We start from the raw sequence: 26,115 nt of genomic DNA on the forward strand, positions 1-26,115 counted from the left end.
CGCATCGCGCAGTTCATCGACCCCGGGTCCAGCGCTTGCGCTGGTCCGGGTCCAGGGGCGGATAGCCCCGGTGGGGTCTGGGGCGAAGCCCCAGCGCAGCGTCCCCAGGCTCAGTTCACCCCGTTCGTGCCCGCCTGATAGTGCGTGTAGCCGGCCGTGGTTTCTTCCTCGGCGTGGCCCTGGCCGTTGCTGTTCGCCGCCATCACGCGTTCGACCTCGGCGTCCATCGTGCCCTCGAGCATCTTGCTCCACATCACCCAGTCGGCCGCGAAGGACCAGAGCGGGTACTTGAAGCTCGCGGGTTTGTTCTTCTCGATGAAGAAGTGCGAGACCCACGCGGGCCCGTAGCCGGCCACGAGCGCGACCGGGATCAGGGCCGGACGACGGAGCGCGATCGCCGCGAGGGCCGTGAGCCCCGCCGCGGTCGTCCCCACGAAGTGGAAGACGCGCGTCGCCTTCTTGCTGTGCTCGCGCACGTAAAACGGCCAGAATTCTTCGAAGCTCTGGATGTCCTTCGTCGACATGCGTGAAAGGCTACCACGCCGCGCCGAAGTTCACTTGCCCTGGAACGACGCCTTGCGTTTCTCCACGTAGGCCGCGATGCCCTCGCGGGCGTCGTCCGAGGCGAAGAGCTCGGCCTGGAGCTCTCGCTCGAAGGCGAGGCCCTGCTCGAGGCCCATCTCCAGGCCCGTCTGCACCGCGCGCTTGATGCGCCCGACGGCCAGGGACGCGCGGCCCGGGGTCGTGAAGCCCTGGGCATACGCGATCGCCCGATCGAGGAACGCGGCGTGGGTCTCGGTCTCCCAGACCTCGTCGACGAGGCCGTAGGCGAGGGCCGTGTCGAAGTCGAAGGTCGTGCCCTCGCACATGAGCTTGATGGCGCGGGGCTTGCCGACGAGGCGCGCGAGGCGCTGCGTGCCGCCCGTGCCGGGCAGGACGCCGAGCGCGACCTCGGGCAGGCCGACCTTCCCGGCGCCACGACGCGCGACGCGCAGATCGCAAGCGAGCGCGATCTCCAGGCCTCCGCCGACGGTGTGGCCGTTCAGCGCGGCGATGACGAGCTTCGGGGTGTGCTCGAGGCGCAGGAGGGTCTCGTTCGCGTGGAGGCAGAACTGGTACTTGAAGCTCGGCGACGCGGCCTCGAGCATGTTGATGTTGGCGCCGGCGCAGAAGAACTTCTCGCCGTGACCGGTCACGACGAGGGCCTGCACCGCGTCATCGAAGCGCGCCGCGAGGATCGCCGCGTCGAGCTCCTTCATCATCTCGTGCGTGTAGCCGTTCACCGGCGGGTCGTTCAGCGTGAGGACCGCGACGCGGGATTTTGTTTCGCACTCGACAAGAGCCATGGCGCGCCCCATTTACCGTGACGGCGCGACCGGATCCACCGTCGCCGCTACAGCGGGCCCGCTCGCGCGGCCCGCGTGTTTTCCTTGCTCGTCGCGACGCCGGCCTCGGGCGCGGCGGGCGATCCACCTTCAAACGGGGCACGGTTTCGTGCTACCTGGGACGCGTTGATACCCATGGATCCTGCGGACGTGCGGCAGAAGCTCAAGGAACTCATGGTCACCGAGCTCAACCTCGAGGGGAAGGAGCCGACGGACATCGACGACGCGGCGCCGCTCTTCGGCTCCGGGCTCGGGCTCGATTCGCTCGATGCGCTGCAGCTCGCCATGTCCGTGGAAGAGAAGTTCGGCGTGCGTATCCCGGAGGGAGACGACGCCAGGAGCATCTTCGCCTCGGTCAACGCGCTCGCCGACCACATCGTGAGCGCGAAGGCCGCGGCCTGACGAGGATCTTTGTCGCCCGGCCGAACGCGCCGGGGACTCCGTGACGAGGCCGAGGGGCGCATGCGCATCTGGGTGACCGGCATTGGCGTCGTCTCGCCGCTCGGGCGCGGGGCAGGCGTCACGATGGACAGGCTGCTCGCGGGCGATCGCGCCTTCGGCGAGCTTTCGCTCTTCAACCTGCCCGAGATGCGCACGCGGCTCGCCGCGGAGGTCCGGGGGCTCTCGGCGGCCGAGGTCGCGCCCGAGGGCGACGCCGAGGCGTGGTCGCGCACGGACGCGATGAGCGTGCTCGCGGTGCGCGAGGCGCTCGCGCAGGCCGGCGTCGCGCCAACGCGCGGGCCGATCGATCTGATCGTCGGCGGCACGACGGCCGGGATGTACGAGACCGAAGATCTGCTCGCGGAGCTGTCGCGGGACGCGGACGCGATCAAGCCGCTGCGGGCGATGCTCACGCATCCGCTCTCGTCGACGGCCGATCACGTGCGCGCGGCGGTGGGTCCGTTCCGCCGCGTGCGCAGCGTGTGCAGCGCGTGTTCGAGCGGAGCGAACGCGCTCCTGCTCGCGGCGGCCTGGATCCGCGCGGGCGTCTCGCGCTGCGTGGTCGCGGGCGGGGCCGACGGGCTCTGCCGGCTCACGTACACGGGGTTCGGCGCGCTCTCGGCGGTCGACCCGAACCCGTGTCGCCCCTTCGACAAGCGCCGCGCGGGCCTGAACCTCGGCGAGGGCGCGGCGTTCCTGGTGCTCGAACCCGAGGAGGCGAGCCGCGCGCGCGGCGTGACGCGGCCGATCGCGGAGCTCGTCGGCTGGGGCGTGGGCGCCGAGGCGCACCACATCACGAACCCCGAGCGCGAGGGGCGCACGGCGGCGCGCGTGATGCAGGCGGCGCTCGCGAAGGCGCGCCTGTCGCCCGCGGACATCGACCACGTGAACGCGCACGGGACGGCGACGCCGCTGAACGACTCGATGGAGGCGGCGGCGATCCGCGCTTGTTTCGGGCCGGAAGCGGAGCGCGTCCTGGTCTCGTCCGTGAAGGGCCAGATCGGGCACACGCTCGGAGCGGCGGGCGCGATCGAGGCGGCCGTGTCGGTCATGACGATCGCGCGCGGCGAGGTCCCGCCGACGATGGGGCTCGAAGAGGTCGATCCCGCCTGCCCGCTCGCGCACACGACGCGCGCGACGAAGGCGAACGTTCGTGCCGTGATGTCGAATTCGTTCGGCTTCGGAGGAACGGACACGTCGCTCGTGTTCGCCGCGCCGGACGTGTTCGCCGCGCCGGAGGTGCCGGCGCGACGATCGGTGGTGGTGGTCTCCGCGGCGACCATCGGTCCGCTCGGCGTGCTCGGCGCGCGGGAGAACGATGCGTATCTGGAGCCCGGTCCCGCGCCCGCGCCGGGTCCGATCCACTTCCAGGCGTCCGAGCACCTCGACGTGGGCCGCGCGCGAAGGCTCGATCGTGCGGGCCGTCTGTCGGCGGTGGCGATCCAGCGGGCGCTCGGGGATGCGAACCTGGATCCGCTCGATCCCTCGATCGGCGCGGAGGTGGGCGCGATCCTCGGCGCGGCGTTCGGCAGCGTGGACGGCTCGACCGCGTTCATGCGGCGCATCTACGAGAAGGGCGTGAAGTTCGCGAGCCCGGCGGATTTCCCGAACCTCGTGCCCTCGTCGCCCGTGGGGCACGCGTCGATCTACCTGGGGCTGCGCGGTCCGGTGTTCGCCGTGGCCGACCTCGGCGTGACGGCCGAGTGCGCGGTGGTGACGGCGGCGGATCTGATCGCGGTGGGCGAGGGGGAGGTGCTCGCGGCCGGCAGCGTGGAGGAGGCGAGCCCGATGATCGAGCGGTGCCTCGGGCCCGTCTGTTCGGGCGAGGCGCGCGGCGTCCGCAGCGAGGGCGCGAGCGCGATCCTGCTCGAAGCCGAGGAGCACGCGAAGGCGCGCGGGATCCGGCCGCTCGCGCATCTGCCCTGGTGGACGTCGTGGCGCGGCGCGGGCGAAGGTGCGCTCGACGGCGCGCCGGAGCCGCCCAAGCGCGCCGCGATTCTCACCGGACAGGAGGATCTCCCGCCTGGCCTGTGTTTGCCCGAGGCCTGGGCGGCTGTCCCGCACCGCGCCGTGGCGCCGCGGTCGGGCGTGCACGAGGGCGCGGGCGGGTTCGCCATGGCCGCGGCCCTCGCCGCGATCGCGCGGGGCGAGCTCGACGCGGCGCTCGTCGTGGGGCACGCGCCCGAGCGGGGGTACGCGCTGCTGCTCACGGCCGAGCGATCTCCGGACGAACCTGGTTCGTCGTGATGCGCCGCGCGGGCTTGCTCGGGGCCTGCGTGTTCTGCCTCGGCACGACCTCGTGCGCGGCGCCGGACGCGCTCGCCCCGCGCGCGGCGGAGGCGCCGACGCTCGCGAGCTGGCGTGAGGCGCGGCGGAAGCTCGCGGCGCTTTCGAAGGAAGCAGAAGGGCAGGGCGCGCGGACGCTGAAGCTCGCGCTCGCGCTGCGGGAGCCTTTGACGGGCCGCACGCTGGAGGCGCGCGGCGCCGTGGCGATCGCGCCGCCGGACTCGCTGCGCATGATCCTGCTCGGGCCGGGCGGCACCACGGCGCTCGACCTCTGGGTGCGCGGGGAGCGCTTTCGTTTCGCGGTCCCCGCGATCGATCTGCTGAAGCGCGGCGACGCCTCGACGCCCCGCGCCGCGATGCGCGGCCTGCCCGTGGATTTCCTCCGCTGGTGGCTGCTCCGGCCCGCGTCGGGGAGGCTGCTCTGGCACGAGGTCGAGCCCGCGGGGGATCGTTTCATGCTGCGCGACGGCGCGGCGGTGATCGACCTCTACGCGGCGGACTCGGGGGCGCTCTCGGCGCGGCGAACGACGTGGTCGGGTGAGGGGACAGGCGCGAAAAAACTCGACGAGGAGGTCGTGGAGGCCGATCGGATCGGGTGCGGCACGGTGCGGTATCGCCAGGCTTCGACGGGGCTCACGGTGACGGTGACGTGTGAGGGCGAGGAGACGGGGCGCGCGCCGAACCCGCGCGCCTTCGCGGATCCGGACGCGCCCGCGGAGGTCGATGCGGCGGGAGGAGGGGCGTCGTGAGTGATGCATGCGTGATCGCGGTGGGCGCGGTCTCGGGGCTCGGCGTGGGCCCGAGCGCCTATCACGCGGGCGAGGTCGGCGAGCCGGCGCGGGTGGTCCTCGCGCGCGACGAGGAGCTCGCCCGCGCCGGCCTCGCGCGTCCCTTCGCGGCACGCGCGGCGCTGCCCCGCGAGGATTCGCCCTTCGAGGATCACGCGGCAACGCTGCTCGCCTGCGCGCTCGGGCAGATCGTGCGTTCCCTCGACGAGGCGCGCCCCGGCTTTCGCGGCGAACGCCTCGGGATCGCCGTCGGCACGTCGAGCGGCGGCATGCTCGGGGCGACGCGGTTTTTCGCGGCCCGCGAAGCGTGGGCCCGCGGCGAGCAGGTGCGCGAGGACGAGCGCGCCGCGCTCGCGAGGCGCGCCACCTACTTCGCGCCGTTCGACGAGGCCTTCGCCGCGGCAGGTCTTTCGAGCTCGTACGTTCGCCGTCGGGTGCACCTCGTCGCCGCGTGCGCCGCCTCGACCCTGGCGATCGGCCTCGGCCTGCGGTGGCTCGAGCGAGGCGCCTGTGACCTCGTGATCGCGGGCGGCTACGACGCGGTGTCGGGCTTCGTCGCCACCGGCTTCGAGGCCCTGCGCGCGACGACGGCTTCGCGGCCTCGGCCTTTTCGCGTCGGCCGCGACGGCATGAGCCTCGGCGAGGGCGCCGGTCTCGTCGCGCTCGTGCGCGAGGAGAACACGCGCGGCGCCTCGGTGTTCGTCCGCGTCGCGGGCTTCGGCGCCTCGACGGACGCCGTGCACATCACGGCGCCCGATCGCACCGGCGACGGTCTCGCGCGCGCGGGCGCCGCGGCGATCGCCGACAGCGGACTCGCGCCCGCGGCGATCGGGCTCGTCAGCGCGCACGCGACGGCGACGCCCTTCAACGACGCGATGGAGTCCCGCGCGATCGCCCGGGTCTTCGAAGGCGTCGCCGCGCCGATCGTGCATCCCTTCAAGGCGCAGATCGGCCACACGCTCGGCGCGGCCGGCGTGCTCGAATCCCTCGCCGCGGGGGACGCGTTGCGACGCGGGGTCGCGCCCGCCGCGGCAGGGGAAGGGGAGCTCGATCCGGACGCCGCGGTCTCTCGGCTCGACCGCGCCGAAGCACGCCCGCTCGATGCCGCGCTCAAGCTCTCGGCGGCATTCGGCGGCGCGAACGCCGCACTCGTGCTCACGCGCGCGCCGAGCGGACGCACGCGAAGGCAAGCGCGCCCCGTGTACCTGCACGCGCACGCCGCGATCACGAGCGTCGATCTCGTCGAGCTCGCCGAGCTCACCGGTGTCCCGCGGGATCGTCTCGCGCGGCTCGATCCGCTCTGTCGCCTCGGCATGCGCGCCGTCGCCGAGCTCGCTCGCAACGTCGGTCGCGAGTCCCTCGCAGGCGCCGGCATCGTCGCGGGACACGCGCTCGCCACGCTCGACACGAACGATCGTTTCGACGCACGTCGCCGCGCGCGTGGCCCCGCCGCCGTGGATCCACGCCTCTTCCCGGCCACGTCGCCGAACGCGGTCGCAGGCGAGTGCGCGATCGTCTACCAGCTTCGCGGTCCGAGCTTCGCCGTGAACGCAGGCCTCGACGGCGGCACCGAGGCGCTCAGCGTGGGCGCCGAGCTCGTCGCGATGGGCGACGCGGATCGGATCGTCGTGCTCGCGGTCGACGACGCCGGCCCCGCGGGGCGTGATCTTCTGTCATGCACGTCCGCGTCGGGCCGCGCCTACGCCGAGGGCGCGGTGGCCGTTTTGCTCGGTGTTTCAGCCGAAAACGCGCTTGCTTCGATCGACCCTGACATCACGAGCGACCACCACGAAGGCCCGATCGGGCACCTTGCCTTGCAGGCAAAAGTGCTCGATTTCGTGACAAATTGGCGGTCGGCTTGCCGGAGGTAGGGGTCGTCTGGCAAGTTGCGCGTAGACCTCGACGCGCGCTCGCGCGCCCCCGTCGTCGACCCTCGATTCCCCGGAATCCCGCCCCCTCGAGGGGGGTTCGAGCCCAGCGATGCCTTCGACCCGAATCCTTGCCGCCTTCGCGCTCGCCCTCTCCACGCTCACGGGATGCGCCACGCGCTACATCCCCAACACGGACGTGGAGGACACCGACGAAAACCGCAAGATCATCGCATTTTGCGAGAAGTACCGGCACGCCGTCGAAGACAAGGACGTCGCCGTCCTCTACGGCTTCGCATCACCCGACTATTACGAGGACGGCGGGAACGTCGATCCCGGCGACGACATCGATTACGCCGGCCTGAAAGCCTACCTGACCGGCGCGTTCCAAGACGCACGCGCGATCCGCTACGAGATCCGCTACCGCCGCATCGTCCACGAAGACGACCTGATCTTCGTCGACTACACCTACAGCGCGAGCTACCGCATCCCCGGCACGAAGGGCGAGGAGTGGCGCCGCAAGGTCGAAGACAACCGCCTGGAGCTCGTGCCCTACAACGGCGACTTCCGCATCGTCGCCGGGATGTGACCGCCGCGCTGGGGCTTCGCCCCAGGCCCCACCAGGGGTTGTCCACCCCTGGACCCGGACCAGCGCAAGCGCTGGACCCGGGGTCGATGAACTGCGCGATGCGCAGTTCATCGAACAGGTCGAGGCAAGACCAGGAACGACGCCGCCAACCAAGACCGCCGCGACCGGCAACGCTGTCGCTGGTCTTGCCACGGGCCCGTCGGAAGAACTGCGCATCGCGCAGTTCTTCCGCCCCGAGTCCAGGGCTTGCCCTGGTCCGGGTCGAGGGGCGGATAGCCCCCGCGGGGTCCGGGGCAGCGCCCCGGCGCGGCGCCCCCAACGAGGCTCAGTTCAACGGACGCGCGAGCTTGCTCGACCGGTCGAACAGGCCCTTCTCCTTCGCATCGGCCAGTACGCGCAGCGCTTGCCGATATCCCCGCAGCACGAGGGAGCGCACTGCGAAGCGGTTCAGGTAGCTGAAGGGACCGAGCTCCGGCGCGATGTCGAGGAACGTGACGTGGGGGTGGAGTTTTCCGTAGAGCTCCACGCCTTGCCGCTCCTTTTCCGTGAGCAGCACGCTGAGGGACTGCCGCAGGACGGGGAAGGGGCCGCGCCGGGCCAGGCTGCGCCGCCCTTCGCGCACGCGCTCCGGCTTGTACACGTTCGAGATGATCACCACGTCTGCACCCGCCGCGATCGCGATGTCCGCCGAGAGCGTGCGTGCGACCTCGCCGTTCACGAAGTACCGCTCGCCGATGCGGAAGGGGCGGAAGAACCCGGGCACGCAGCAGCTCGCTGCGACGGCTCGACTGATGGGCGTCGTCTCGTCGTAGCCGGGCCCGAACACCACGCGCTCGCCCGTGTCGATGTCCACCGCGGTCACGAACACGGGGTTCGGGAGCTTGCGGAAATCATTGATGGGCAAGAACCTCGAGAGGTACGTCTCCAGCCGGTCGGCCGAGAAGATCCCCGAGACGAGATGGCCCGGGTCGAGCAGCTCCTGGGGCCTCGGCAGGCCGAGGAACGTCGACGGGAACAACCGAGGTCCGCGATGACGGCGGCGCCATGGGAGGCGGTACGCGTCGAGCAGGACATCGAGCGGGATGTCCTGGCCATAGGTCGCGGAGACGAGCGCGCCTGAGCTCGTGCCCACGTAGATCTCCGGCAAGACCCCGAGCTCCTCGCAGGCCTTGAGGACCCCGAGGTGGGCGAGACCTCGTACGGCCCCGCCCGACCCCACGAACGCGACCTTGAGGCGACTCATGGTCGGCATTGTGGCCACCCGAGCGAGGTCGGGCAAACCGGGTGCCAGGTTCTCAAGGCATCTGAAAATCTTCGACAATCCGGTAGATCCGGTATCGCTCACCCTCGCGGCGCAGCCAGAGCACGACCTCGTCGCCGAGCAGCCGATCCGAACCCACGCGCGACGTTGCGATCGGCACGCGCACCACGACGTCCCCCGCCGAGAGCGCCTCGACGCGGATCGCCGGGTGCGGCGAGGACGTGAGCGCATCCTCGGCGCGGTACACCTCGAGCTCGGCCTCGCGGAAGACGACTTCGCCCGCGAGCTTCGTGTAGTCGAGCCGGCGCATGCGCTGCGTCCAGAAGAGCGGCGCCGAGGGCGCGTTGCTCGGGCCGTAGGTCGTGCTGATCGACAGCGCGTCTCGCGTGAAGAGCGCTTCGAGCGCCTCCATGTCCTCGCTCACGATCCCCCGGAAAAACCCGTTCACCGTCGTAAGAACGGCCTCCGTCCCGAGCGGCGTGCGCAGCGTGACGAGCCCCGCTCCCGCGTTCGCGACGTCCCTGGCTCGCGGCGGCGCGCTCGCCGGATCCACGGCCACGCCGTCCGGCCTGCGAGATCCCTCGGGCAGCTCCGAGGTCGTGGCGAACTGGGGTGCCCCCGCGCCCCCACAGCCGAGGAGGCCCACGAGAAGGAGCGCGCATGCCGCCGCGGCGGCGCGCGTGTTTTTTGGCAAGTCAGATCGGCTCGACGAGAGGCTCATCCGTGCGGGTGAGCGTGACGATCGCACGGTCCTGGACGGCCGTCCATCCGGGCGGCGTCCGGTCGTCGTCGAAGTCGGAGGCGAGGATCGAGAGGCGGCACGAAGCGAAGTCGGGCAGGCGCATGCGCCCGAGGCCGCCGTCGCCGAGAATCCGCTCGAGGTCCGAGGCGCCCTGGAAAACGCGGCAAACCATGCGGCCGCCTCCATGCATGGCGATGACGTAGTCGGGGGCCGCGACGAGCAGGTTCATGCGGCTCGGGCCCTTGCCCTCCTCGGCCGAGAGCCCGTCGACGAGCGCGATGCTCGAACGAAGCGCGCTGCGCGCGGCCTCCGGCGGTACGTCCTGACGTTCGAGGACGCCGGCGTCGTGGAGGAACGAGAGGAACAGGTGAAAGAGCAGCTCGCTGTCCGTCTCGCCCCGAACGTCGCGCTGCAGGAACTGCGGCAGCGAGTCCGAGAGGCGGCCGCGCAGCGTGGAGAACGCCTCGATCGTGCCGGTGTGCGCGAAGAGCCACTGCCGGTAGCGGAACGGATGCGTGTTCTCCGTGCGCGAGCCGCCGACGGTCCCGAGCCGCACGTGCGCGATCAACGTGTCGGCGCGCAGGCCCTGGGTCATCTCGGCGATGTTGATCTGGGGACGATCGTCGATGGGGCGGCGTTTCAAGAGGATCTCGCCACCCTGGTAGAAGCCGACACCCCAGCCCGGGATGCGATCGGGCTGCTTGTGCACCACGAGGTGACGCGCTTCGAGCTCGAGGACTCGTGCCCCGAGGTCCGGACGGTTGCCGACGAAGCCGACGAGACGAGCCATGGTGTTCCCTTCCCTCTCCGAGGCGCGGTGAGAACGTGGGGATGGACGGAGCCTGCTCCCCTTTTTGTGATGAAACGGAGGCGTCCGGGCAAGTCACAGCTTCGCTTGCCGGCCGGCATTCGGGCCGCGAGCCCGAACGCCGTGGGGAGAGGCAGGGCACCGCCGTCGGGGGCTCCCGCAGCGCCCTTCGATCTCTGATAGACAGGAGCGTCGTCCTTGGCCAGGGTGCCTGGGACGCTTCCGCGACGCCGCCTCGAACTTCCTCTCCGCGATGAACACGAAAAGACTCGCCTCCGCGCTCGTGCTCGCGAGCGCCCTCGCCGCCGCGACGCTCCAGGCCGGATGCGTCGCGCTGTATCCCGAGATCGGGACCAACATCCGCAAGATCACCGCCGAGCAGGCGCTCGATCCGCCGCCGCCCGACGATCTGCGCTGGATCCGCCTCGTCTCCGGGACGATCAAGGACTCGATGCGCGACGGCAGGACGTGGAAGCAGGCCATCGGCAAGCTGCCGGATCCCTACGCCAAGCTCTACATCAACGATCAAGAGGTCCTGCGGACGAACCCGAAGAACGAGACGCTCGAGCCGAGCTGGGACGATTCGCCCCGCGGCAACTTCCAGGTCTCGTCCGCAGACAAGATGCGCGTGGAGATCTGGGACGCGAACACCGTCACGGACAAGCCGATCGGCGTGAAGGACTTCCGCCCGACCGAGGACCTCGTGCTCGGCGATCGCATCCGGCTCGACGTGCCAGGCGCCGGCGAGATCGTCCTCGCCTACGAGCGCGCGCACGCGATGTTCGGGCTCGGGCTCTGGTTCGAGCTGCGCACGGACACGTGCTTCCTCACGCGCCTGATCGGCGGCAGCCCGGCCGAGCGCGCGGGCGCGCAGCCGGGCGACGAGGTCGTGCAAATCAACGGCAAAGACGTGAAGACGATGAGCAGCAACGCGGTGCGGAGCGCGTTCAACTCGATCCCCTCGGACGGCCTGCCCGTGGTGCTGCGGCACCCGGACGGGGCGACGGCGAGCGTGACCTTGCGCGAGGGGCCCATCTACCCGACGTTCGCCGAGTTCGGGCAAGTCGACTGATCCGTGAAGGTCCCTGCATTCCACCTGTCGACCGAGGAGATCCGCGAGGAGCTCGCGCCGATCCGGCACCCGTTCTCGATCGCCGTCTGCCGCGCGAAAAACCCGTTCAACATCGGAGCGATCATCCGCACGGCGCACTCGTTCCTGGTCAGCGAGATCTTTCTCGTGGGCACGGAGCCCTGGTACGAGCGCGCCGCGATGGGGATGGCGAAGTACGAGACGATCGTCGAGTGCCCCGACGAGCAGGCCTTCCTCGAAGCCGTGCGTGGTCGCCCGCTGATCGGCGTCGAGCGAGATCACGCGCGCACGACGCTGTGGGAAGCGGAGATGCCGGACGGCCTCGTGTTCCTGTTCGGCAGCGAGAACGACGGGCTCTCGGACACGCTGCTCAGCGCGTGCAGCGAGGTCCTCGCGATTCCGATGTACGGGATCAACCACTCGTATCCCGTGGCGATCGCCGCAGGCATGGTGATGTGCGAGTGGGCGCGGCGGAAAGATCCGCGGGGAAAACGGTCTCCCTAGCTTGGGACGTCGCGCCGGGGCGCTGCCCCGGACCCCGCGGGGGCTATCCGCCCCTCGACCCGGACCAGTGCAAGCCCTGGACTCGGGGTGGAAGAACTGCGCTCCGCGCAGTTCTTCCAACGGGCCCGTTGGACCGCGTCGCCCATCGAAAGGGCAGCGCGGCTGTCTTGGTTGGCAGCGTCGCCTGCCGGTCTTGCTTCGGCCTGTTCGATGAACTGCGCATCGCGCAGTTCATCGACCCCGGGTCCAGCGCTTGCGCTGGTCCGGGTCCAGGGGTGGACAACCCCTGGTGGGGCCTGGGGCGAAGCCCCAGCGCGGCGGCCCCTACTTGGCCTCGGCGGCTTTCCCGCGGCGCTTCTCCAGCCGCTCCAGCACTGCGCGCACGATGAGCGGCCATGCGACTGTCGCGTCTGCGTAGACCTCGGCGTAGCGGCCGCCCTCGTTCGGCGGGACGAACTTGCCCCAGCTCACGCCCTCCGAGTAGGTGCAGCCCGAGAGCCCGCCCCAGTGCACGGGCTCGGGGCAGATGCGCACGCCGTACTGGAAGCGCGGGTGCTCGACTTCCACGCCGAGCCGGTGGCCCACGATGTCGTAGAACGGCCCGACTTGCTGCGCCCAGTTGCGCGGCACGCCGCCGCCGATCGTGAAGATGCCGAGCTTCTTCTTCGTCCCGATGAGCTTCGCGTAGCTCAGCAGATCGAGGAACGGGTTGTAGGCCGGCGGGGCCGCGTGCTTGAACGGATCGAAGTTCGGGTCGTTGCCGTGCTGGGCGTGGATCTGCCGGAGCTTCCACACCGCCACGTCGAGACCCATCTCGCTGTCCGTGAAGGCTGGGACGTAGACGGGCACGTTGTGCAGGTAGGCGCTGCGCAGGATGCCCGGCGAGTCGCCCATCTCCGCGAGCGCCTTGCCGAGCTGGCGGCAGATCATCTCGCTCGACCACGGCACGTTCGGGTCGAGCTTGTCGAGCTGTGCCCGGACGAACTCGTCGATCGTGTTGAGGTTCTTCTCCATCTCGAGCGTGTCGTAGACGCGGTTGTAGCCCTTCTGGAAGAGCGCCTCGTCCGGCACGTTCGGGTTCGCCTTGTAGTGCGTGAGCCCCACGGCCTCGCTGAGACCGTGCGCCATGAGCGCGCCCGTCGAGATGATCGCGTGGATCATCCCTGCCTCGATCATGCGGACGATGACGAGGCCCATCTTCGCGACCGTCATCGCGCCGGAGAACGTCGCGACGATCAGGCACTCCGGATCGAGCGTCATCTCCGTCAGCACGTCACATGCCTCGCCGAGCGAGCGGCCGCTGAAGGCCGTGCGACCCATGGCCGTGACGAGATCGTCGAAGCTATTGATCTGCAGGGGATCCAGCGCCGTGAGCGGCACGAGCTGGTCCTCGACGCCGTCGCTCAGGTCCCGGACGGCGCGCGGTGGCTCGTGGTGATGGTGAGGATGGCGATCGGACATGACGAACACCTCCTTTGGAGGACGGGCCTTCCGTACCACGGAGACCCGTGACCGGCCGGCCTTTCCTTACTTCCGCTCTTCGAGCGCGCAGGAGAGCTTGAAGACCTGGTCCTTCGCGGGCAGACCGCGATCGCCGCCCTCGGCCTTCTTGCCCAGGAAATCTGCCCGGACGAACGTGATCGGGCCCTTCTTCGCGGGCACCGCGCCCTTGCCGGTCGTCGGCGGCGGGGGCGTCGGGCGCGCCGACGCTCGATCCGGCGCGTAGAGCGTGGACACCTGCGCGATGCAGGCGTCGTTGCCCGAGAGACGCACGTCATAAAGCGCCGAGGCGAGCGAGCCGTTCGCTCCGTCCACGGCAGCCCGGGCATACCCGCGCGTCACGAAGAACCGCACGCCTGCCTTGGGCTTGGCCGCGCACGGCGCGAGCTTGCCGATCTGGTTGCGGATGTTCGGCACGGTCGACCAGCCCTCGAGCGTCGGGACGAGCGGCAGCGGCGCGGGCGCGCCCTTCTTCTCGGGCGGCGGGATCGGGAAGACCCGCATCGCGCTCCAGTCGTACGAGCTCAAAAGGATCGGCACGCCATCTTTCGTCGGCTCGCCGAGCGTGCGCGTGCTCCGCGCCGCCACGTGACCGATGATCCGCGGCGCCTCGCCCGAGATCCACACGACGAGCGCCGTGTCGCGCATCCACGCGATCGGCTCGCCCTTGTCCGCGCCGAACACGACCTCGTTCGACGGCAAGAGATCGTAGCCGACCTCGGCCGTCTCCACGCCGCCGCCGGCCTTCGTGCGGACGAGCACGTTCTTCGAGCTGCCCACGCGCAACGTGAAGAGCGCCCGCGCGCCCGAGCCCGCCGCCGCGCGGAGCTCCGTGCCCCAGCCCGTGCCCTTCGGCGGCGGGCCGCTCCACGAGCGCACCTTGCCGCCGAGCTCGCCCGCGTCGTGCCACGAGAGCGTCCACTTCGCCGGCTCCGATCCGGGTTTGTCCGGTCCCTCTTCTTCCAGGAGCGCGATCACATCCATGAGCCCGTTGCGCGCCGTGGGCGCCGTCCTCTGCGCCCTGCGCGTGCCTTTGGGGGCCGCGCCCTTCTTGCCGAGGAGCTGCACGATGAAGCTCGAGCTCGTGAGCGGCGCCGTGGCCTGGATCGGGCCCTCGGTGTTGCACGCGAGCACGCGCTCCGCGCCCGCGCCGTAGTTCGTCTCGGCGCGCGGGATCGTCACGTCGAACGGAGGCTCGGCGCGATCTTCGCGCGGCTCCTCGGCGCCCCAGCCGATGCGCACGTGCCGGTCGAGCATCATGCCGACCTCGGACGTGCTGAACACCGTGGGATCGTCGAGCAAGCCGGTCACGTCGGGGAGCGACGAGCGTACGCTCTCGGGCAACGGCACGCCCTGCCACGTCCTGCCGCCGTCGCTCGACGCGCTGATCCCGTCGTCGCCGACCGCGATGCCGCGCCCGCCGCGGATGCGCGCGCTCGACGCGCCCTGGATCCGATGCGGCTTGCGCGCCTCCTTGCCCGAGCCCGTCGGCTGCGACACCGCGTAGACCCCTTCGTCGTCCGCGATCACGAAGGAGAGCGTGTGCTCGTCGTCCTCCTCGATCGCGCTGATCACGCGGAGCTCGCCGATCGGCTGGAAATGGAGCGTGGCGATGCGCTCCTCCTTGCCGCCCTCGCCGAGCGCGGCGACGTAGACGCGCTTGTGCTCGGGGATGGGTTTGTCCTCGCGATCGACCTCGTCCTCGCGCGACCCCTCGCTCTCTTCCTCCTCCTCCTCGCGCGCCGCTTCTTCGTCGTCGCGGCGCTCGGACTCGGGCACGTCGCCCTCCCAGAGGTTGCGCACGAACGCGATGCGGCCGTCGGAGAGTGGGCCGGCGCCGCGCGGAAACAGGTCGATCTCGCCGCGCATCGTGAGCCAGCGGCCGTCCGGCTGGCGCGCGCAGACCTCGCCCTCGTCGTCCGCGCTGCAGGGGCCGAGCAAAAGGACGCCGCCGCTCGGCGAGGTGCGGAGCTCGGCCTCGCCGCTGCGGATGAGCGCGGGGCGCTCCGGCTTCAAGGAGCCGCCTTCGAGCGAGACGCGCATCACGCCGTACGGATCGTACCGATCGCCGCCCATCTCCTCGCTGAGCGAGCAGGCCATCCACGCGCTCTTGCCGGCGCGGCTCATGCCACACGCGCCGAGCCCGTCGCCGCGCGCGAACTCCGCGGCCGCCGTGACCATGCCCGTCTTCGTGTCGACGCGCGCGAGCATGCCGTGGCTCGCCACGATCGCCCCGCCGTCGGGCAACAGCACGCCCGACGCAGCCGCGGCGGCCAAAGGATCGCGGTGCGTCGCGCGGATCCACTTCACGAGCGCCGGATCGTCGTCCTTGGGCGTGTGATCCGCGAGCCGCCCGAGGCGCGCCTGCGCCACGTCGATCGGCGCGTCGCGACCCTCGTCGTACACGAACGCGCGGATCATGCCGTCCCGCACCGCGAGCTCGAACACGCGGAGCGCGTCGCCCTTCACGTCCTCGGTCACGCGCTTCCACGTCGCGCCCCCGTCGGCCGTGACCGCGACCCCCACGCCGTCGAAGAGGCCCGCGCCTTCCTTGGCGTCGCGGAACGCGACCGAGCGCAGAGGCAAGGGCGGCAGCGTGGTCACGGGCTTGAGGCGCCCCGTCTCCACGTCGACGAAGCGAGGCATGTCGGCGCCGAAGGTCCACACCGCGACGAGGCCCATGTACGCGCCGATCCCGCGGATGTCCTGCTCCGATTGGGCGAGGGGCTTCGGGGCGCCGAGCGGATCGTCGAGCCGGTAGATCCCGCGATGACCCCGGGCCACGAGGCGGCGACCGCCGTTCGGCATCGGGATCTCGACCACCTCTTCGAGCGGTTCGGGCGAGGGCGCGGTCTCGGCCTTCACGGAGCCGTCCTTGCCCACGATCGCGCGGCGCCCGCCGACGAGGACGAGCGTGCCCGCGTCGAGCTTCGGGCCCACCTCGGTCGCGCCGCCCGCGGACACCCAGCGCGACGGCGGCAGGGGCGCGGGCGCGGCCACCATCGGGGGCGGCGGCGTGGGCTTGGCGATGGGCTTGGGCGGCGGCGGCGTGGACGAGCAGGCGGCGGCCACGGCGGACGCGAGCGCGGCGAGCGCGACGAGCGAGGAACCGGCGCTCGTCCGGCGGAGCAGGGACCTCTTCATGAGGCGCGCACTCTATCGACTCGTGATCTCGAAATGAAGCGCTCTTTCGTTCGGCTCAAGCCCGCGCGATCCAGAGGACGAGCGCCCCGAGAACGATGCGGTAGAGGCCGAACGGCGCGAGGCCGAAGCGCGTGAGGTACCGCAGGAATGCAGCGATCACGAGCCACGCGACGACGAACGAGGCCGCGAGGCCCACGGCGAGCGAGAGCGGGCCGGAGGGGGACGCGAGGAGCGCCGCGCCGCCCTTGGCGAGGTCGTACACGGTCGCCGCGCCGAGCGTGGGGATGGCGAGCAGGAACGAGAAGTCGGCCGCGGCCTTGGTGCGGAGCCCGGCGAGCTGGCCGCCGACGATCGTGGTCATGGAGCGCGACGCGCCGGGCCAGAGCGCGAAGCACTGAAAGAGGCCGATCACCGCGGCGCGGCCGAGCGTGATGGATCCGAGCTCCGCGTCGTCGTCCGCGCTCGCGTCCGCGCCGCTCCTCTGCCGCCAGGTGTCGACGCCGGTCATCACGATGCCGCCGACGATGAGCGCGAGCCCCACGGGCCCGGGGCCGAAGAGGCGTTCCTTGATGAAGCCGTGCAGCAGAAAGCCCACGAGCGCGGCCGGGAGGAACGCGACGGCGAGCGCCGCGAGCAAGCGCAGGCTCGCGGGGTCTTTGCGCAGGCAGCCGCGGGCGAGCGTTGCGAGGCGGGCGCGGTAATACGCGACGACCGCGACCACGGCGCCGAGCTGGATCACCACGTCGAGCGTCTTCGCGACCTCGTCGTGCTTGCCGAGAAGGGCGCCGAGCAGGATGAGGTGTCCGGTCGACGAGACGGGCAGGAACTCGGTGAGGCCCTCGAGCGCGCCGAGGAGCAGGGCGTCGAGCCAGGTCATTCGTGGGTCAAGCCGCGGCGCCGCGTCGGGCTTCGAGGCTGGCCTGATCGGCGGCGGTCTGGGTGGACGCGTAGCGGGCGAAGCGCTTCGTGCCGCCCATGAAGATGCGCCCCTGATCCTTCAGCGCCTTCAGCGCGGAGCCGACGGCGGAGCGGGTGAAGCCGGATTGCCGCTCGATCTCGCCGACGCTGAGGCCGCTGCCGTTGCCCACGATGCGGGCGATGCGCTCGATGGCCGCGGCGCGCTCCTCGGTCGTCGGCCGGGAGGCGTGCCTGCGCTCGGAGACGGGGGCGCGGACCGTGGCGGGGGCGCGGCTCGGCGCGCGCTTCGTGCGGGAGGATGCGGGCGCGGCGGGCGCCGAGGCTGGCGCGGACCTCACCGACGTCGCCCGAGGGGCGGGGCGCGTCTGGGGCGCGCGCTCGATCCCCAGCCGACGGAGGATGAGCGCGCGGATCTGGTCGGCCAAATCGCGGGAGAACTTGCTGACGAGCTCTTCGAGCTCCGCGTCGAAGGGTTGCGCCATGGGACCCGACCGTAGCATGTTCGTGGTGATTTTCCGCGTGTTTCCCCGCGGGCGAGACGCGGCCTGGGTCGGTCAGGGCCGCGCGCGCTCCCGTCCGAGCCACGCGTACACGACGGGCAGCACGAGGAGCGTGAGCAACGTCGCCGTCAAGAGCCCGCCGATCACCACCGTCGCGAGGGGCCGCTGCACCTCGCTGCCGGGCGCCGTCGAGAGCGCCATCGGCACGAACCCGAGCGACGCGACGAGGGCCGTCATGAGCACGGGACGCAGGCGCATCTCCGCGGCCTTCTCGATGGCCTCCGCGTGATTCATGCCTCCCTCTTCCAGGTGCCGCGCGAACGACACGAGGACGAGGCCGTTCAGCACGGCCACGCCGAACAGCGCGATGAACCCCACGCCGGCCGAGATCGAGAACGGGATCCCGCGGAGCCACAGGGCGAAGACGCCGCCGACGATCGCGAACGGCACGCCGAGGAAGATCAAGAGCGCGGCCCGCGTGGAGCGGAACGCGAACCACAAGAGGAACAGGATGAGCGCGAGCGCGAGCGGCACGACGATCGAGAGCCGCGCCTTCGCCTCCTCGTAATGCTCAAACTGTCCGCCCCAGACGGCGCGATACCCTGTCGGCAGCCGCGCGCCTCGCTCCACCGCCGCCTGCGCTTCCGCGACGACGGAGAGCAGATCCCGACCTCGCACGTTGAACTCCACGGTCAGGCGCCGTGATTGGCTCTCGCGGCTCACCTGCGCCGGCCCCGTGAGGAATTTCAGCTCGGCGACGTCTCCGAGCGGCACGATCTGCCCGCTGACCGATCGCAATGGCAGCGCGCGCAGCGCGTCGAGCTCACCGGTGAAGCCGTGGCCCGTCTTCACCACGATCCCGAAGCGACGCTCTCCCTCCATCACTTCGCCCGTCGAGTGGCCGACGGCCATCGTCTCGACGATCTGGTTCACGTCGGCCACCGTCAGGCCATACCGCGCGAGTTTTCCGCGATCGGGAATGACACGCAGGTACGAGAGGCCTGCAACCTGCTCCACCCGCACGTCCTCCGCGCCCGGGATTTTACGGACGATCTCGGCCACGCGATCGCCCTGGGTGCGGAGCACTTCGAGATCGGGCCCATAAAGCAGGACCGCCACGTCCGATCGCACGCCTGCCACGAGCTCGTTCGTGCGCATTTGAATGGGCTGCGAGACGCCGCCCGCCACCTCGGGCACCTTGTGCTCGACGGCTTCCGCGATCTCCTTGGCGATGTCCTCCTTGGCAATGCCAGGCCTCCATGCGTCCCGCGGCTTGAGGCCGACATAGACGTCGGATTGTTCGACGCCCATCGGATCGACGGCGAGCTCCGGCGCCCCTGTGCGGCTGACGACGTAATCGACCTCCGGGACCTCTTTGACCGCCTTCTGCAAGCGAAGGTCCGTCGCGACGGACTCACTGAGCGCAATCCCGGGCAAACGCCTCGCCTCGACGAGGAGATCCCCCTCGTCGAGCTGCGGCACGAACTCGGCGCCGACCCGCGTGAACACCGCGGCCGCCGCCGCGAGCGCGAGCACGCCGGCCGTGAGCGGGATCCATCGCCGCCGCATCGCTCGCCGCAGCAGCGGGACATAAAGCGTGTGCGCTTTCCGCAAGAGCCACGTCTCGTGCTCGCCCTTCGTGGGGCGGATCAAGAAACTCGCGAGGACGGGGACGAACGTCAGCGAGAGGATGAACGCCCCGAGCAAGGCGAGCAGCACGGTAAGCGCCATGGGGTGGAAGAGTTTTCCCTCGATCCCCGTGAGCGCCAGGATCGGCAGGTACACGATGGCGATGATCGCTTCCCCGAAGACGCTGGCCGATCGCACTTCGAGCGTGGCCTCGCGGACGGTATCCACGCGCTCCTCGGCGGAGAGCACGCGCCCGATTTCCAGTTGCCGATCCGACAGGCGCCGGACGGCGTTTTCGACGATGATCACGGCGCCATCCACGATGAGCCCAAAATCGATCGCGCCGAGGCTCATCAGGTTCCCGGACAAACGTGCCGCGTTCATGACGGTGATCGCGAACAGCATCGACAAGGGGATGACGAGGGCGACGACGAGGCCCGCGCGGAGATCCCCGAGGAGGAGAAACAGGATCCCGATGACCAGGAGCGCGCCCTCGACGAGGTTCGTCGCGACGGTCTCGATCGTGCGACTCACGAGCACGGAGCGGTCGTAAAACGGCTCGATCCGCGTGCCTTCGGGGAGCGACGGCTGGATCGCCGCGATCCGCTCCTTGACGGCCTGCGTGACGGTGCGGGAGTTCTCCCCGAGCAGCATCATCGTCACGCCGACGACCACCTCGCCCTCGCCATTCTTCGACGCCGCGCCCCTGCGCAGGCGCGGGCCGAATTGCACGTCGGCCACGGTATCCATCGTGACGGGCACGCCGTCCGACGTCGCGCCGATGACGACGCGGCGAAGATCATCGAGGTTCTTCACGAGCCCATCCGAGCCGATGACGAACTGCTCGCGGTTGTGCTCGATGTATCCGCCGCCCGCGTTGGCGTTCGACTTTTCGAGCGCCTCGATCACCTGCGCGACCGAGATCCCGGCCGCCTGGAGCCGCTTCGGGTCGAGGACGATCTGGTATTGTTTGTCCTCGCCGCCGAAGCTGTTCACCTCGACGATCCCGGGCACCGTGCGGAGCGCGGGAGCGATCTGCCAGTCGAGCAGCTCTTCGAGTTGCATCAACGTGAGTTTGTCGTGGCGAACGGTGAACTGGTAGATCTCGCCGAGGCCGCTGCTGATGGGCCCCATTTCGGGCATGCCGTATTGCGCGGGGACGGCCTCCTGCGCCTCGCGCATGCGCTCGTTCACGAGCTGCCGCGCGAAGTAGATGTCCGTGCCGTCGCGGAAGACGACCGTCACCACGGACAAACCATACTTGGAGATCGAACGGATCTCGGTCGTGTTCGGGATGCCCGCCATGGCCCGCTCGACCGGGACCGAGACGTATTGCTCGACCTCGACCGGCGAGAGCGCAGGCGCCGTCGTGATCACCTGCACCTGCACGTTGGTGACGTCGGGAACGGCGTCGATCGGCAATTGCGTGGCCGAGCGAATGCCGAACAGGGCAAAGAGGAGCGTGGCGGCGACGACGACCGCGCGGTTCTCGAGCGACCACGCGACGATCGCAGAGAGGAAGGCCATCAATGGTGCCCCTCCTCGTCGATCGTGCCCTTGAGGACCGCGCTCTTCAGCGTGAACACGCCCTCGACGACGACCTCTTCGCCCTCGCCGAGGCCCGAGAGCACTTCGACCGTCCCGAGCGCGGAATCCCCGAGCACGACGTCGTGCATCTCGAACGCCCCTTCCTCGGGGAGTTTTACGAAGACCACGGCTTTCTGGCCGATCTCGGTGACGGCCGAGCGCGGCACGAGCAGGCGCGGCTCGCGGGCCTGGTCGCCGCCGGTCGCCACGTAGGCCATGCCGAAGAGCCCGATCCGCAGCATGTCGTCGCGGTTCTGGAGATGAATGCGCGCCGTCACGGTCCGGGCGACGGGATCGATCTGCTGGCCGATGTATTCGAGCGAGCCCGAAAAACGCGTGGTCGGGTAGGCATTGAGCTCCACCTCGGCCCCGGCCCCGACGCGCAGCCGCCCGAGGTCTTTTTCGAAGACGCGGCCCAGAAACCACACTTCGCGCAGATCCGCGATGCTGCCGAGGACGTGCTCGGCGGTCACCGGCTGGCCGACGACGGCGTCGCGCGTGAGGACCGTGCCGTCGATCGGCGCTCGAAGCGTGAGCAAAAACGGCGCGCCTCGTTGTGCACCCGCGCCCATGGCGACGAGCTGTTCGCCGAGCGCCGCGGCTTCGACCGAGAGCGCGCGGGCCTCGGCTTCCGCGTCGAGGACCGCTTGCTCCGAGGTGAGCCGTTTGTCCAGGAGCGCCTTCAGCCGCGCCGCGTTCTCGCGCGCCGCTTTGGCCTTGGCCTGGGCCGCCGCCTGCGCGCCGCGCACCTTGCCGAGCTCGGGGACCCGCACCACCGCGAGGACGTCGCCTTTTTTGACGGCCGCGCCCTCCTTGAAATGCACTTCCTCGAGTTTTCCCTCCGCCGGCGAGGAGATGCGCGCCGAGCGATCCGGATCCGCGGCAATCGCGCCGGGCAGCGCGATCGTGATGGCCAGGGTCCCCGTGCGGACGGGCGCCGTGCGAATGCGGGCGTCCGTGATCACCGCAGGCGACAACGTCACGCGTCGCGGGAGCTCCTCGTGCTCGCCGTGCTCGCCGTGCTCGCCTGCTTTCGCCGTGGGTGCCTCCTTCGCGTGCCCGTTCTTTTCGTGGTCCTCTTCCGCCCTGTGTTTTTCGCAGCCCGAAGCGCCGAGCAGCAGCGAGAGCCCCAGCAAACCAAGGATACCCTTTTTCATGGCGTCCCTCGCTCGAGCGGATAACCGGAGGCCAGCGCGAGGTCGACGGAGCCGAGCGCGAGGTTTTTCCGGGTCTCGAAGCCGGCGCGCAGTATCTCCAGGAGGGCTTGCTGCGAGGTCATCGCGTCGCGAGGCCCGAGTCGACCGGCCTCGATTTCCTGCGCGATCGCGCGGAGGCTCTGCTCGGCGCGGCCCAGCCGCTCGGCGGTGTAGAGCTCGTTTTGTGCGCGCAGGGCCGCGTAGGCCGAGAGTGCATTCGCGAGGTCGAGCCGGAGCGCGAGACGTGTTCGCTCGGCTTCGGTCTGGGCGCGTCGGGACAGCGCCTCGGATTCGGCGATCTCGCCGGCATACGTGCGGCCCACGGGCTGCGGCAGCGGGATTGGCACGGACAAACCCACGCCGAAGACGCGCTCGTTGAAGCCGTCGTTCTGCGCGAACACCGAGAGCGTCGGATTCGGGATCCGGGCGCGCCGATACATCGACGCCCGCGCCTCGTGGGCGCGCCCCGAGGCTTCGAGGGCCTTTACCTCGGGCCGCTCGTCGGCGGCGCGCGCGTCTTGCTTCGCCGCGAACGCCTCGACCCCGGCGATCGGCGCGAGCTCGCCCTCGATGGCCAGCTCGCCGCGCGGATCGAGGCCCATCGCATGGCGGAGCGTCGCTCTGGCCTGCTCGGCGTGCCGCGCCGCGCCGATTCGATCCTGAACGACACGCGCATGCGCCCCCTCGGCCACGTCCGCGTCGATGCCGGAGACGAGGCCCTTGTCCGCCGCGGCGCGCGTCGCCGTCGCGACCTTCGTCGTGAGAGATTCGAGCAGCGAAAAGAGGCGCACCTCGTCGCGGGCCGCGAGCGTCTCGAAATAAGCTCGCCACGCCGCGGCGGCGACCTCGCGATCCGTCACGGCGACGGCCTTCTCCTGCGCTTCCCTCTCGGCCTCGGCCGCGCGTCGTCTCGCCCCGCGCTGCCCTGCAATCTCGATCTCCTGCGAGATCGTGGCGTACCAGTTGAGGACGGGACCCTGGCCGGCGGCTTCTCGCCGCGCGCCCGACAGGGCCAGCACGGGATTCGAGGGAAAGACGGGGCTTGCGGCCTCTTGCCGGCCCTTCGTGGCTTCGAGGCCCTGGCGCTCCGCCTTCGCGGTGAGGCTCCCTTCGAGCGCGCACGGAATCAGGTTGGTGCGGGTGATCGTCGTCGCGCACGCAGGCGCCCCTGCGTGTGCTTCCATGGCATGACACAAATGAGCGGCCGCCACGGCGGCGACCGCGATGAAGCGCGTCCGTTTCACGAGCCAAACTCCTCCATCACGCGCGCAAAACGACGCGCGCGACGGTTTCCCAGGAGAGGGCGGACAGGCGGCGCGCCTCGAAAGGCGAACACAACGCCTCCGCCCCCGCGTTTACGGGTTCAGGGAATCAGGCGCGGGGCTGTCTGGGAGGTCGGTAGACGGCCGCGGGGTCGGGCCTCGGGGGCGCGAACGCTTCGTACGGCGCGAGTGCGATCTCCGCGCCGCTCGGGAGCTCGAGCAGGAAGGGTGACGGGAGCACCGGGAGCGCGCCCATCGGGTGCGTGCAGTGGCAGTCGGGGCAGCCTGGCGGGCACTCGCGCCCGTCTTTCTCGTTCGGGCAGTCGTCGTCCCGGTGGTCGCTCGCCTCGGCGCCCTGGATGGCGGCCACGGCGTCCACGGCGAAATGCGGCAGCCCCGTCATCTGGAAGGCGGTGAGGGCCACGAACAAACGGACGGCCACGAAGAGGATCCGCAGGGCGCGGGATCCTCGGGGGGACCGTCTACGTCGGAGGGTGGCCGTTTTCACTCGCCTGCCTGACACTACTCCCTCGCGGGCGCGGTTGCAACGGGGAGCACGCTCGGTCGCGTCCTCACTTCGGCCCGTCGGACGCGCAGAACCCGCCAATACATTTCGCGTCCGGGTCGCAGCAATTCGCGGCCGTCATGCAGGCCTCGCCGAGCTTCGAGCAGCCCTGCGCCTGGTCGGAGCAGACGAGCGCGCCGCTCTGCGCGTCGGGCTTGCAGAAGCCGTCGCAGCAATCGAATCCGGCGTTGCAACCCTCGCCGAGCTGCTTGCAGGGTGACTTCGCCCATTCGCCGCGCATGTTCTGGTTGTCGAGGCCCTGGCCGGGCAGCCAGAACGCCGGGTGGCTCGGATCCTGGCCGGCCACCGGGTTCGCGTCGATCGCCGTCACCCAGAGCTGCTTGCGCCGCGTGTTCGGGTTCGTGTCGGTGAGGGTGTTGCCGTACTTGCGCTCGGACACGATGACGAGCCAGAAATAACCGCCCAGCGAGAACGGATTGAACGTCGGCTCGTAGTTCGCCGTCGTCTGCTCGGCCTCGATGTGGCCCATGCCGTTCGTGTTGTCGAGCGGGATGACCACCGAGCCGTCCGTGTTCGTCAGCCAGATCTCGGCCAGCGCGCCGCGCGAGCGTGCCATCGTCGAGCGCTCGAATGCGATCCATTTCGAGTCGGGGCTGAAGGTCGGGAACGTGACCGTGGGCCTTCCGGCGTCGTTCGTCACGATCTGCTTCGTGTTCGAGAAGGACGGGACCGCGAGGTTCACGTCCGTCACCCAGAGCGTCGACTGGGTGAAATCGAGCCCATTGCCGTCCGTGCGCATGCTGAAGGCGATTTTCTGGCCGTCGCCCGACCAGGCCGGATGCGAGGGCGCGCCGCCGCCCGGATTGAGCTGGGCGAGCTCGACGTCGCTGTCGTACGTGCTGAGCGAGAGGAAGCCCGTCGAATTGAAGGCGCCGTCGTTCCAGTGCCGCCAGAGCACGTGCGAGCCGTTCGGCGAGATGGCCTGGAAGCCGGACGAGGCATTCGTGTTGAAGAGCGACGTGCCCGTGGCCGTATCGAACGTGCCCCAGGGGCTATAGCCGCCGTGGAACGAGGCCACGAGCCGCGTGCCGTCCTTCGAGACGCTGTGGCAGGCCACGCAGCCGACGCCCGGAGGCGGCGTGAGGAACGCCTCGGGCCCGAGATCGCCCGGCTTGATGCGCACGACGCTGCCCGTGTTGACCTCCCAGTAATAAATGGTGCCAGCGAGGTTCGCCGGGGCGATCTTCCAGCTCTGCGTCTTCGCGAGGTAGGCCTTCGTCCCGTCGAAGCGCGCGATGTCGACCTGCACGTCGCCGCTCGTGGAGTCGGTGAGCTTGCGCCAGATGTCGTCGGGCAGCTTGGGGAAATCGAAGCGCGAGGGCGGCGGCACCGCGCGCCAGGTCTCGTATTCGAAGGCGGGGCTCTTGACGTGAATGTGATAAACGTCGCCCGCGTTTCCGCCATTCCACTGGATCGTGGGCCCGAGCAGGCCGCGGGGGAAGACCGTCTTGTCGTACGGATAAAGGAGCGTGAGCGCCGGATCCGCCTCGACGGCCGTGGGGAACTGGGCCTTGACGTTCGGATCGATCATCTGCGAATCGTCGAGGTAGCGTAGTTTTACGGTGGCCGTGGTCGAGCCTTTCACGCCGTCCGCCTCGAACGTCACGTTGCCCGTGCCGCCGAGCAAGCCGCTCGCGGTGAACGCGCCGTTCGCCGGGACGATGCTGCCGATGTCGCCGCGATCGTACGTCCACGAACCAACCACGTCGACCACGCTGCCCGTGCTCGTGATGCCGGTCGCCTTGTAGGTGATGGGCGGCGGGATTTGCCCATTGACGACCTCGATCACGAGGTCCTTGGGCGTGATGTCGATCGATACGAGTTGACCCACGCCGCCGTCGCCGAAGATGTCGCCGCCGAGGCCCTCGCCGCCGCTGCCCGCGCCGCCGGTGCCGCCCGATCCGCCGCTGCTCGCGGCGCCGGCGCCCTGGGTGGTTTCGTTGCCCGATCCGCCGCCGCAGGCAGCGAAGAAGGCGGCGACGAGGGGGATCGCGATGGCGGCGAGGGTGAGAGGACGACGCATGCGGCAAG

At 70.3% G+C, this 26,115-nt stretch carries 21 protein-coding genes; 7 read left to right on the forward strand and 14 right to left on the reverse strand.

Annotation, left to right across the window (positions count from 1 at the left end; genetic code table 11):
* Positions 1-110: 110 nt before the first annotated feature.
* Together QHF83_RS17930 and QHF83_RS17935 are read right to left on the reverse strand one after the other, a co-directional pair.
* A complete protein-coding gene (locus QHF83_RS17930) occupies positions 111-524 on the reverse strand; it encodes a DUF962 domain-containing protein (RefSeq protein WP_282419074.1) in 414 nt (137 codons plus the stop codon).
* Positions 525-554: 30 nt separating this feature from the next.
* Positions 555-1,346 (reverse strand): enoyl-CoA hydratase/isomerase family protein, encoded by a 792-nt coding sequence (locus QHF83_RS17935; protein ID WP_282419075.1) that lies wholly within the window; start codon positions 1,344-1,346, stop codon positions 555-557.
* 174 nt (positions 1,347-1,520) lie between these two features.
* Here QHF83_RS17935 and QHF83_RS17940 point away from each other — a divergent pair, with 174 nt between their 5' ends.
* The 5 genes from QHF83_RS17940 to QHF83_RS17960 all read left to right on the forward strand — a co-directional run bounded on the left by QHF83_RS17940 (position 1,521) and on the right by QHF83_RS17960 (position 7,357).
* Positions 1,521-1,787 carry a phosphopantetheine-binding protein gene (locus QHF83_RS17940; protein ID WP_282419076.1) on the forward strand — a complete coding sequence of 89 codons (267 nt, stop codon included), beginning with the start codon at positions 1,521-1,523 and terminating at the stop codon, positions 1,785-1,787.
* Positions 1,788-1,847: 60 nt separating this feature from the next.
* Positions 1,848-4,073 (forward strand): beta-ketoacyl-[acyl-carrier-protein] synthase family protein, encoded by a 2,226-nt coding sequence (locus QHF83_RS17945; protein ID WP_282419077.1) that lies wholly within the window; start codon positions 1,848-1,850, stop codon positions 4,071-4,073.
* Entirely contained in the window at positions 4,073-4,861 is a 789-nt protein-coding gene (locus QHF83_RS17950) for a hypothetical protein (protein WP_282419101.1), read from the forward strand. Before QHF83_RS17945 ends, QHF83_RS17950 begins: the two co-directional genes overlap by 1 nt.
* Positions 4,858-6,771 carry a beta-ketoacyl synthase N-terminal-like domain-containing protein gene (locus tag QHF83_RS17955; protein WP_282419078.1) on the forward strand — a complete coding sequence of 638 codons (1,914 nt, stop codon included), beginning with the start codon at positions 4,858-4,860 and terminating at the stop codon, positions 6,769-6,771. Before QHF83_RS17950 ends, QHF83_RS17955 begins: the two co-directional genes overlap by 4 nt.
* Positions 6,772-6,880: 109 nt before the next feature.
* Positions 6,881-7,357, forward strand: coding sequence for a hypothetical protein (locus QHF83_RS17960; RefSeq protein ID WP_282419079.1), 477 nt, complete (start codon positions 6,881-6,883; stop codon positions 7,355-7,357).
* Between the two features lie 325 nt (positions 7,358-7,682).
* Here QHF83_RS17960 and QHF83_RS17965 read toward each other — a convergent pair whose 3' ends face one another.
* The 3 genes from QHF83_RS17965 to QHF83_RS17975 are packed head-to-tail and all read right to left on the reverse strand — an operon-like array spanning position 7,683 to position 10,150.
* Positions 7,683-8,600, reverse strand: a complete 918-nt coding sequence (locus QHF83_RS17965) for a patatin-like phospholipase family protein (protein ID WP_282419080.1) — start codon at positions 8,598-8,600, stop codon at positions 7,683-7,685.
* 52 nt (positions 8,601-8,652) lie between these two features.
* Positions 8,653-9,312 (reverse strand): hypothetical protein, encoded by a 660-nt coding sequence (locus tag QHF83_RS17970; RefSeq protein ID WP_282419081.1) that lies wholly within the window; start codon positions 9,310-9,312, stop codon positions 8,653-8,655.
* A 1-nt stretch (position 9,313) separates the two neighbouring features.
* On the reverse strand, positions 9,314-10,150 hold the full coding sequence (locus tag QHF83_RS17975; RefSeq protein ID WP_282419082.1) for a class II glutamine amidotransferase: 837 nt from the start codon (positions 10,148-10,150) through the stop codon (positions 9,314-9,316).
* A gap of 271 nt (positions 10,151-10,421) precedes the next feature.
* Here QHF83_RS17975 and QHF83_RS17980 point away from each other — a divergent pair, with 271 nt between their 5' ends.
* Together QHF83_RS17980 and QHF83_RS17985 are read left to right on the forward strand one after the other, a co-directional pair.
* Positions 10,422-11,240: a PDZ domain-containing protein gene (locus tag QHF83_RS17980; RefSeq protein WP_282419083.1), complete on the forward strand. Its 819-nt coding sequence runs from the start codon at positions 10,422-10,424 to the stop codon at positions 11,238-11,240.
* 3 nt (positions 11,241-11,243) lie between these two features.
* The gene (locus tag QHF83_RS17985; RefSeq protein WP_282419084.1) at positions 11,244-11,762 is read left to right on the forward strand and encodes a TrmH family RNA methyltransferase; all 519 of its coding nucleotides are present in this window, start codon (positions 11,244-11,246) and stop codon (positions 11,760-11,762) included.
* 324 nt (positions 11,763-12,086) lie between these two features.
* Here the strand turns inward: QHF83_RS17985 and QHF83_RS17990 are convergent, their stop codons facing one another.
* From QHF83_RS17990 to QHF83_RS18030, 9 genes are all read right to left on the reverse strand, one after another.
* Positions 12,087-13,223 carry a deoxyhypusine synthase family protein gene (locus QHF83_RS17990; RefSeq protein WP_282419085.1) on the reverse strand — a complete coding sequence of 379 codons (1,137 nt, stop codon included), beginning with the start codon at positions 13,221-13,223 and terminating at the stop codon, positions 12,087-12,089.
* 66 nt (positions 13,224-13,289) lie between these two features.
* The gene (locus QHF83_RS17995; RefSeq protein ID WP_282419086.1) at positions 13,290-16,406 is read right to left on the reverse strand and encodes a hypothetical protein; all 3,117 of its coding nucleotides are present in this window, start codon (positions 16,404-16,406) and stop codon (positions 13,290-13,292) included.
* Positions 16,407-16,461: 55 nt separating this feature from the next.
* Complete coding sequence (locus QHF83_RS18000; protein WP_282419087.1) at positions 16,462-17,283, reverse strand: undecaprenyl-diphosphate phosphatase; 822 nt, start codon at positions 17,281-17,283, stop codon at positions 16,462-16,464.
* 7 nt (positions 17,284-17,290) lie between these two features.
* Positions 17,291-17,806 carry a hypothetical protein gene (locus QHF83_RS18005; protein WP_282419088.1) on the reverse strand — a complete coding sequence of 172 codons (516 nt, stop codon included), beginning with the start codon at positions 17,804-17,806 and terminating at the stop codon, positions 17,291-17,293.
* Positions 17,807-17,878: 72 nt separating this feature from the next.
* Positions 17,879-20,980, reverse strand: coding sequence for a CusA/CzcA family heavy metal efflux RND transporter (locus QHF83_RS18010; RefSeq protein ID WP_282419089.1), 3,102 nt, complete (start codon positions 20,978-20,980; stop codon positions 17,879-17,881).
* Positions 20,980-22,197, reverse strand: coding sequence for an efflux RND transporter periplasmic adaptor subunit (locus QHF83_RS18015; RefSeq protein ID WP_282419090.1), 1,218 nt, complete (start codon positions 22,195-22,197; stop codon positions 20,980-20,982). Before QHF83_RS18015 ends, QHF83_RS18010 begins: the two co-directional genes overlap by 1 nt.
* Complete coding sequence (locus QHF83_RS18020; RefSeq protein ID WP_282419091.1) at positions 22,194-23,480, reverse strand: TolC family protein; 1,287 nt, start codon at positions 23,478-23,480, stop codon at positions 22,194-22,196. Before QHF83_RS18020 ends, QHF83_RS18015 begins: the two co-directional genes overlap by 4 nt.
* Positions 23,481-23,607: 127 nt before the next feature.
* On the reverse strand, positions 23,608-23,940 hold the full coding sequence (locus QHF83_RS18025) for a hypothetical protein (RefSeq protein WP_282419092.1): 333 nt from the start codon (positions 23,938-23,940) through the stop codon (positions 23,608-23,610).
* Between the two features lie 130 nt (positions 23,941-24,070).
* Positions 24,071-26,107 carry a hypothetical protein gene (locus QHF83_RS18030; RefSeq protein WP_282419093.1) on the reverse strand — a complete coding sequence of 679 codons (2,037 nt, stop codon included), beginning with the start codon at positions 26,105-26,107 and terminating at the stop codon, positions 24,071-24,073.
* Positions 26,108-26,115: the final 8 nt, after the last annotated feature.

It is taken from the genome of Polyangium sp. 15x6 (genome assembly GCF_029960785.1).
In the GTDB taxonomy this organism is placed as follows: Bacteria; Myxococcota_A; Polyangia; order Polyangiales; family Polyangiaceae; genus Polyangium.

Bases quoted from the DNA above. Each gene is read 5' to 3' on its own strand.
- QHF83_RS17930 (WP_282419074.1), bottom strand. From the start codon at position 524: ATGTCGACGAAGGACATCCAGAGCTTCGAAGAATTCTGGCCGTTTTAC.
- QHF83_RS17935 (WP_282419075.1), bottom strand. From the start codon at position 1,346: ATGGCTCTTGTCGAGTGCGAAACAAAATCCCGCGTCGCGGTCCTCACG.
- QHF83_RS17940 (WP_282419076.1), top strand. From the start codon at position 1,521: ATGGATCCTGCGGACGTGCGGCAGAAGCTCAAGGAACTCATGGTCACC.
- QHF83_RS17945 (WP_282419077.1), top strand. From the start codon at position 1,848: ATGCGCATCTGGGTGACCGGCATTGGCGTCGTCTCGCCGCTCGGGCGC.
- QHF83_RS17950 (WP_282419101.1), top strand. From the start codon at position 4,073: ATGCGCCGCGCGGGCTTGCTCGGGGCCTGCGTGTTCTGCCTCGGCACG.
- QHF83_RS17960 (WP_282419079.1), top strand. From the start codon at position 6,881: ATGCCTTCGACCCGAATCCTTGCCGCCTTCGCGCTCGCCCTCTCCACG.
- QHF83_RS17965 (WP_282419080.1), bottom strand. From the start codon at position 8,600: ATGAGTCGCCTCAAGGTCGCGTTCGTGGGGTCGGGCGGGGCCGTACGA.
- QHF83_RS17975 (WP_282419082.1), bottom strand. From the start codon at position 10,150: ATGGCTCGTCTCGTCGGCTTCGTCGGCAACCGTCCGGACCTCGGGGCA.
- QHF83_RS17980 (WP_282419083.1), top strand. From the start codon at position 10,422: ATGAACACGAAAAGACTCGCCTCCGCGCTCGTGCTCGCGAGCGCCCTC.
- QHF83_RS17990 (WP_282419085.1), bottom strand. From the start codon at position 13,223: ATGTCCGATCGCCATCCTCACCATCACCACGAGCCACCGCGCGCCGTC.
- QHF83_RS17995 (WP_282419086.1), bottom strand. From the start codon at position 16,406: ATGAAGAGGTCCCTGCTCCGCCGGACGAGCGCCGGTTCCTCGCTCGTC.
- QHF83_RS18000 (WP_282419087.1), bottom strand. From the start codon at position 17,283: ATGACCTGGCTCGACGCCCTGCTCCTCGGCGCGCTCGAGGGCCTCACC.
- QHF83_RS18005 (WP_282419088.1), bottom strand. From the start codon at position 17,806: ATGGCGCAACCCTTCGACGCGGAGCTCGAAGAGCTCGTCAGCAAGTTC.
- QHF83_RS18010 (WP_282419089.1), bottom strand. From the start codon at position 20,980: ATGGCCTTCCTCTCTGCGATCGTCGCGTGGTCGCTCGAGAACCGCGCG.
- QHF83_RS18015 (WP_282419090.1), bottom strand. From the start codon at position 22,197: ATGAAAAAGGGTATCCTTGGTTTGCTGGGGCTCTCGCTGCTGCTCGGC.
- QHF83_RS18030 (WP_282419093.1), bottom strand. From the start codon at position 26,107: ATGCGTCGTCCTCTCACCCTCGCCGCCATCGCGATCCCCCTCGTCGCC.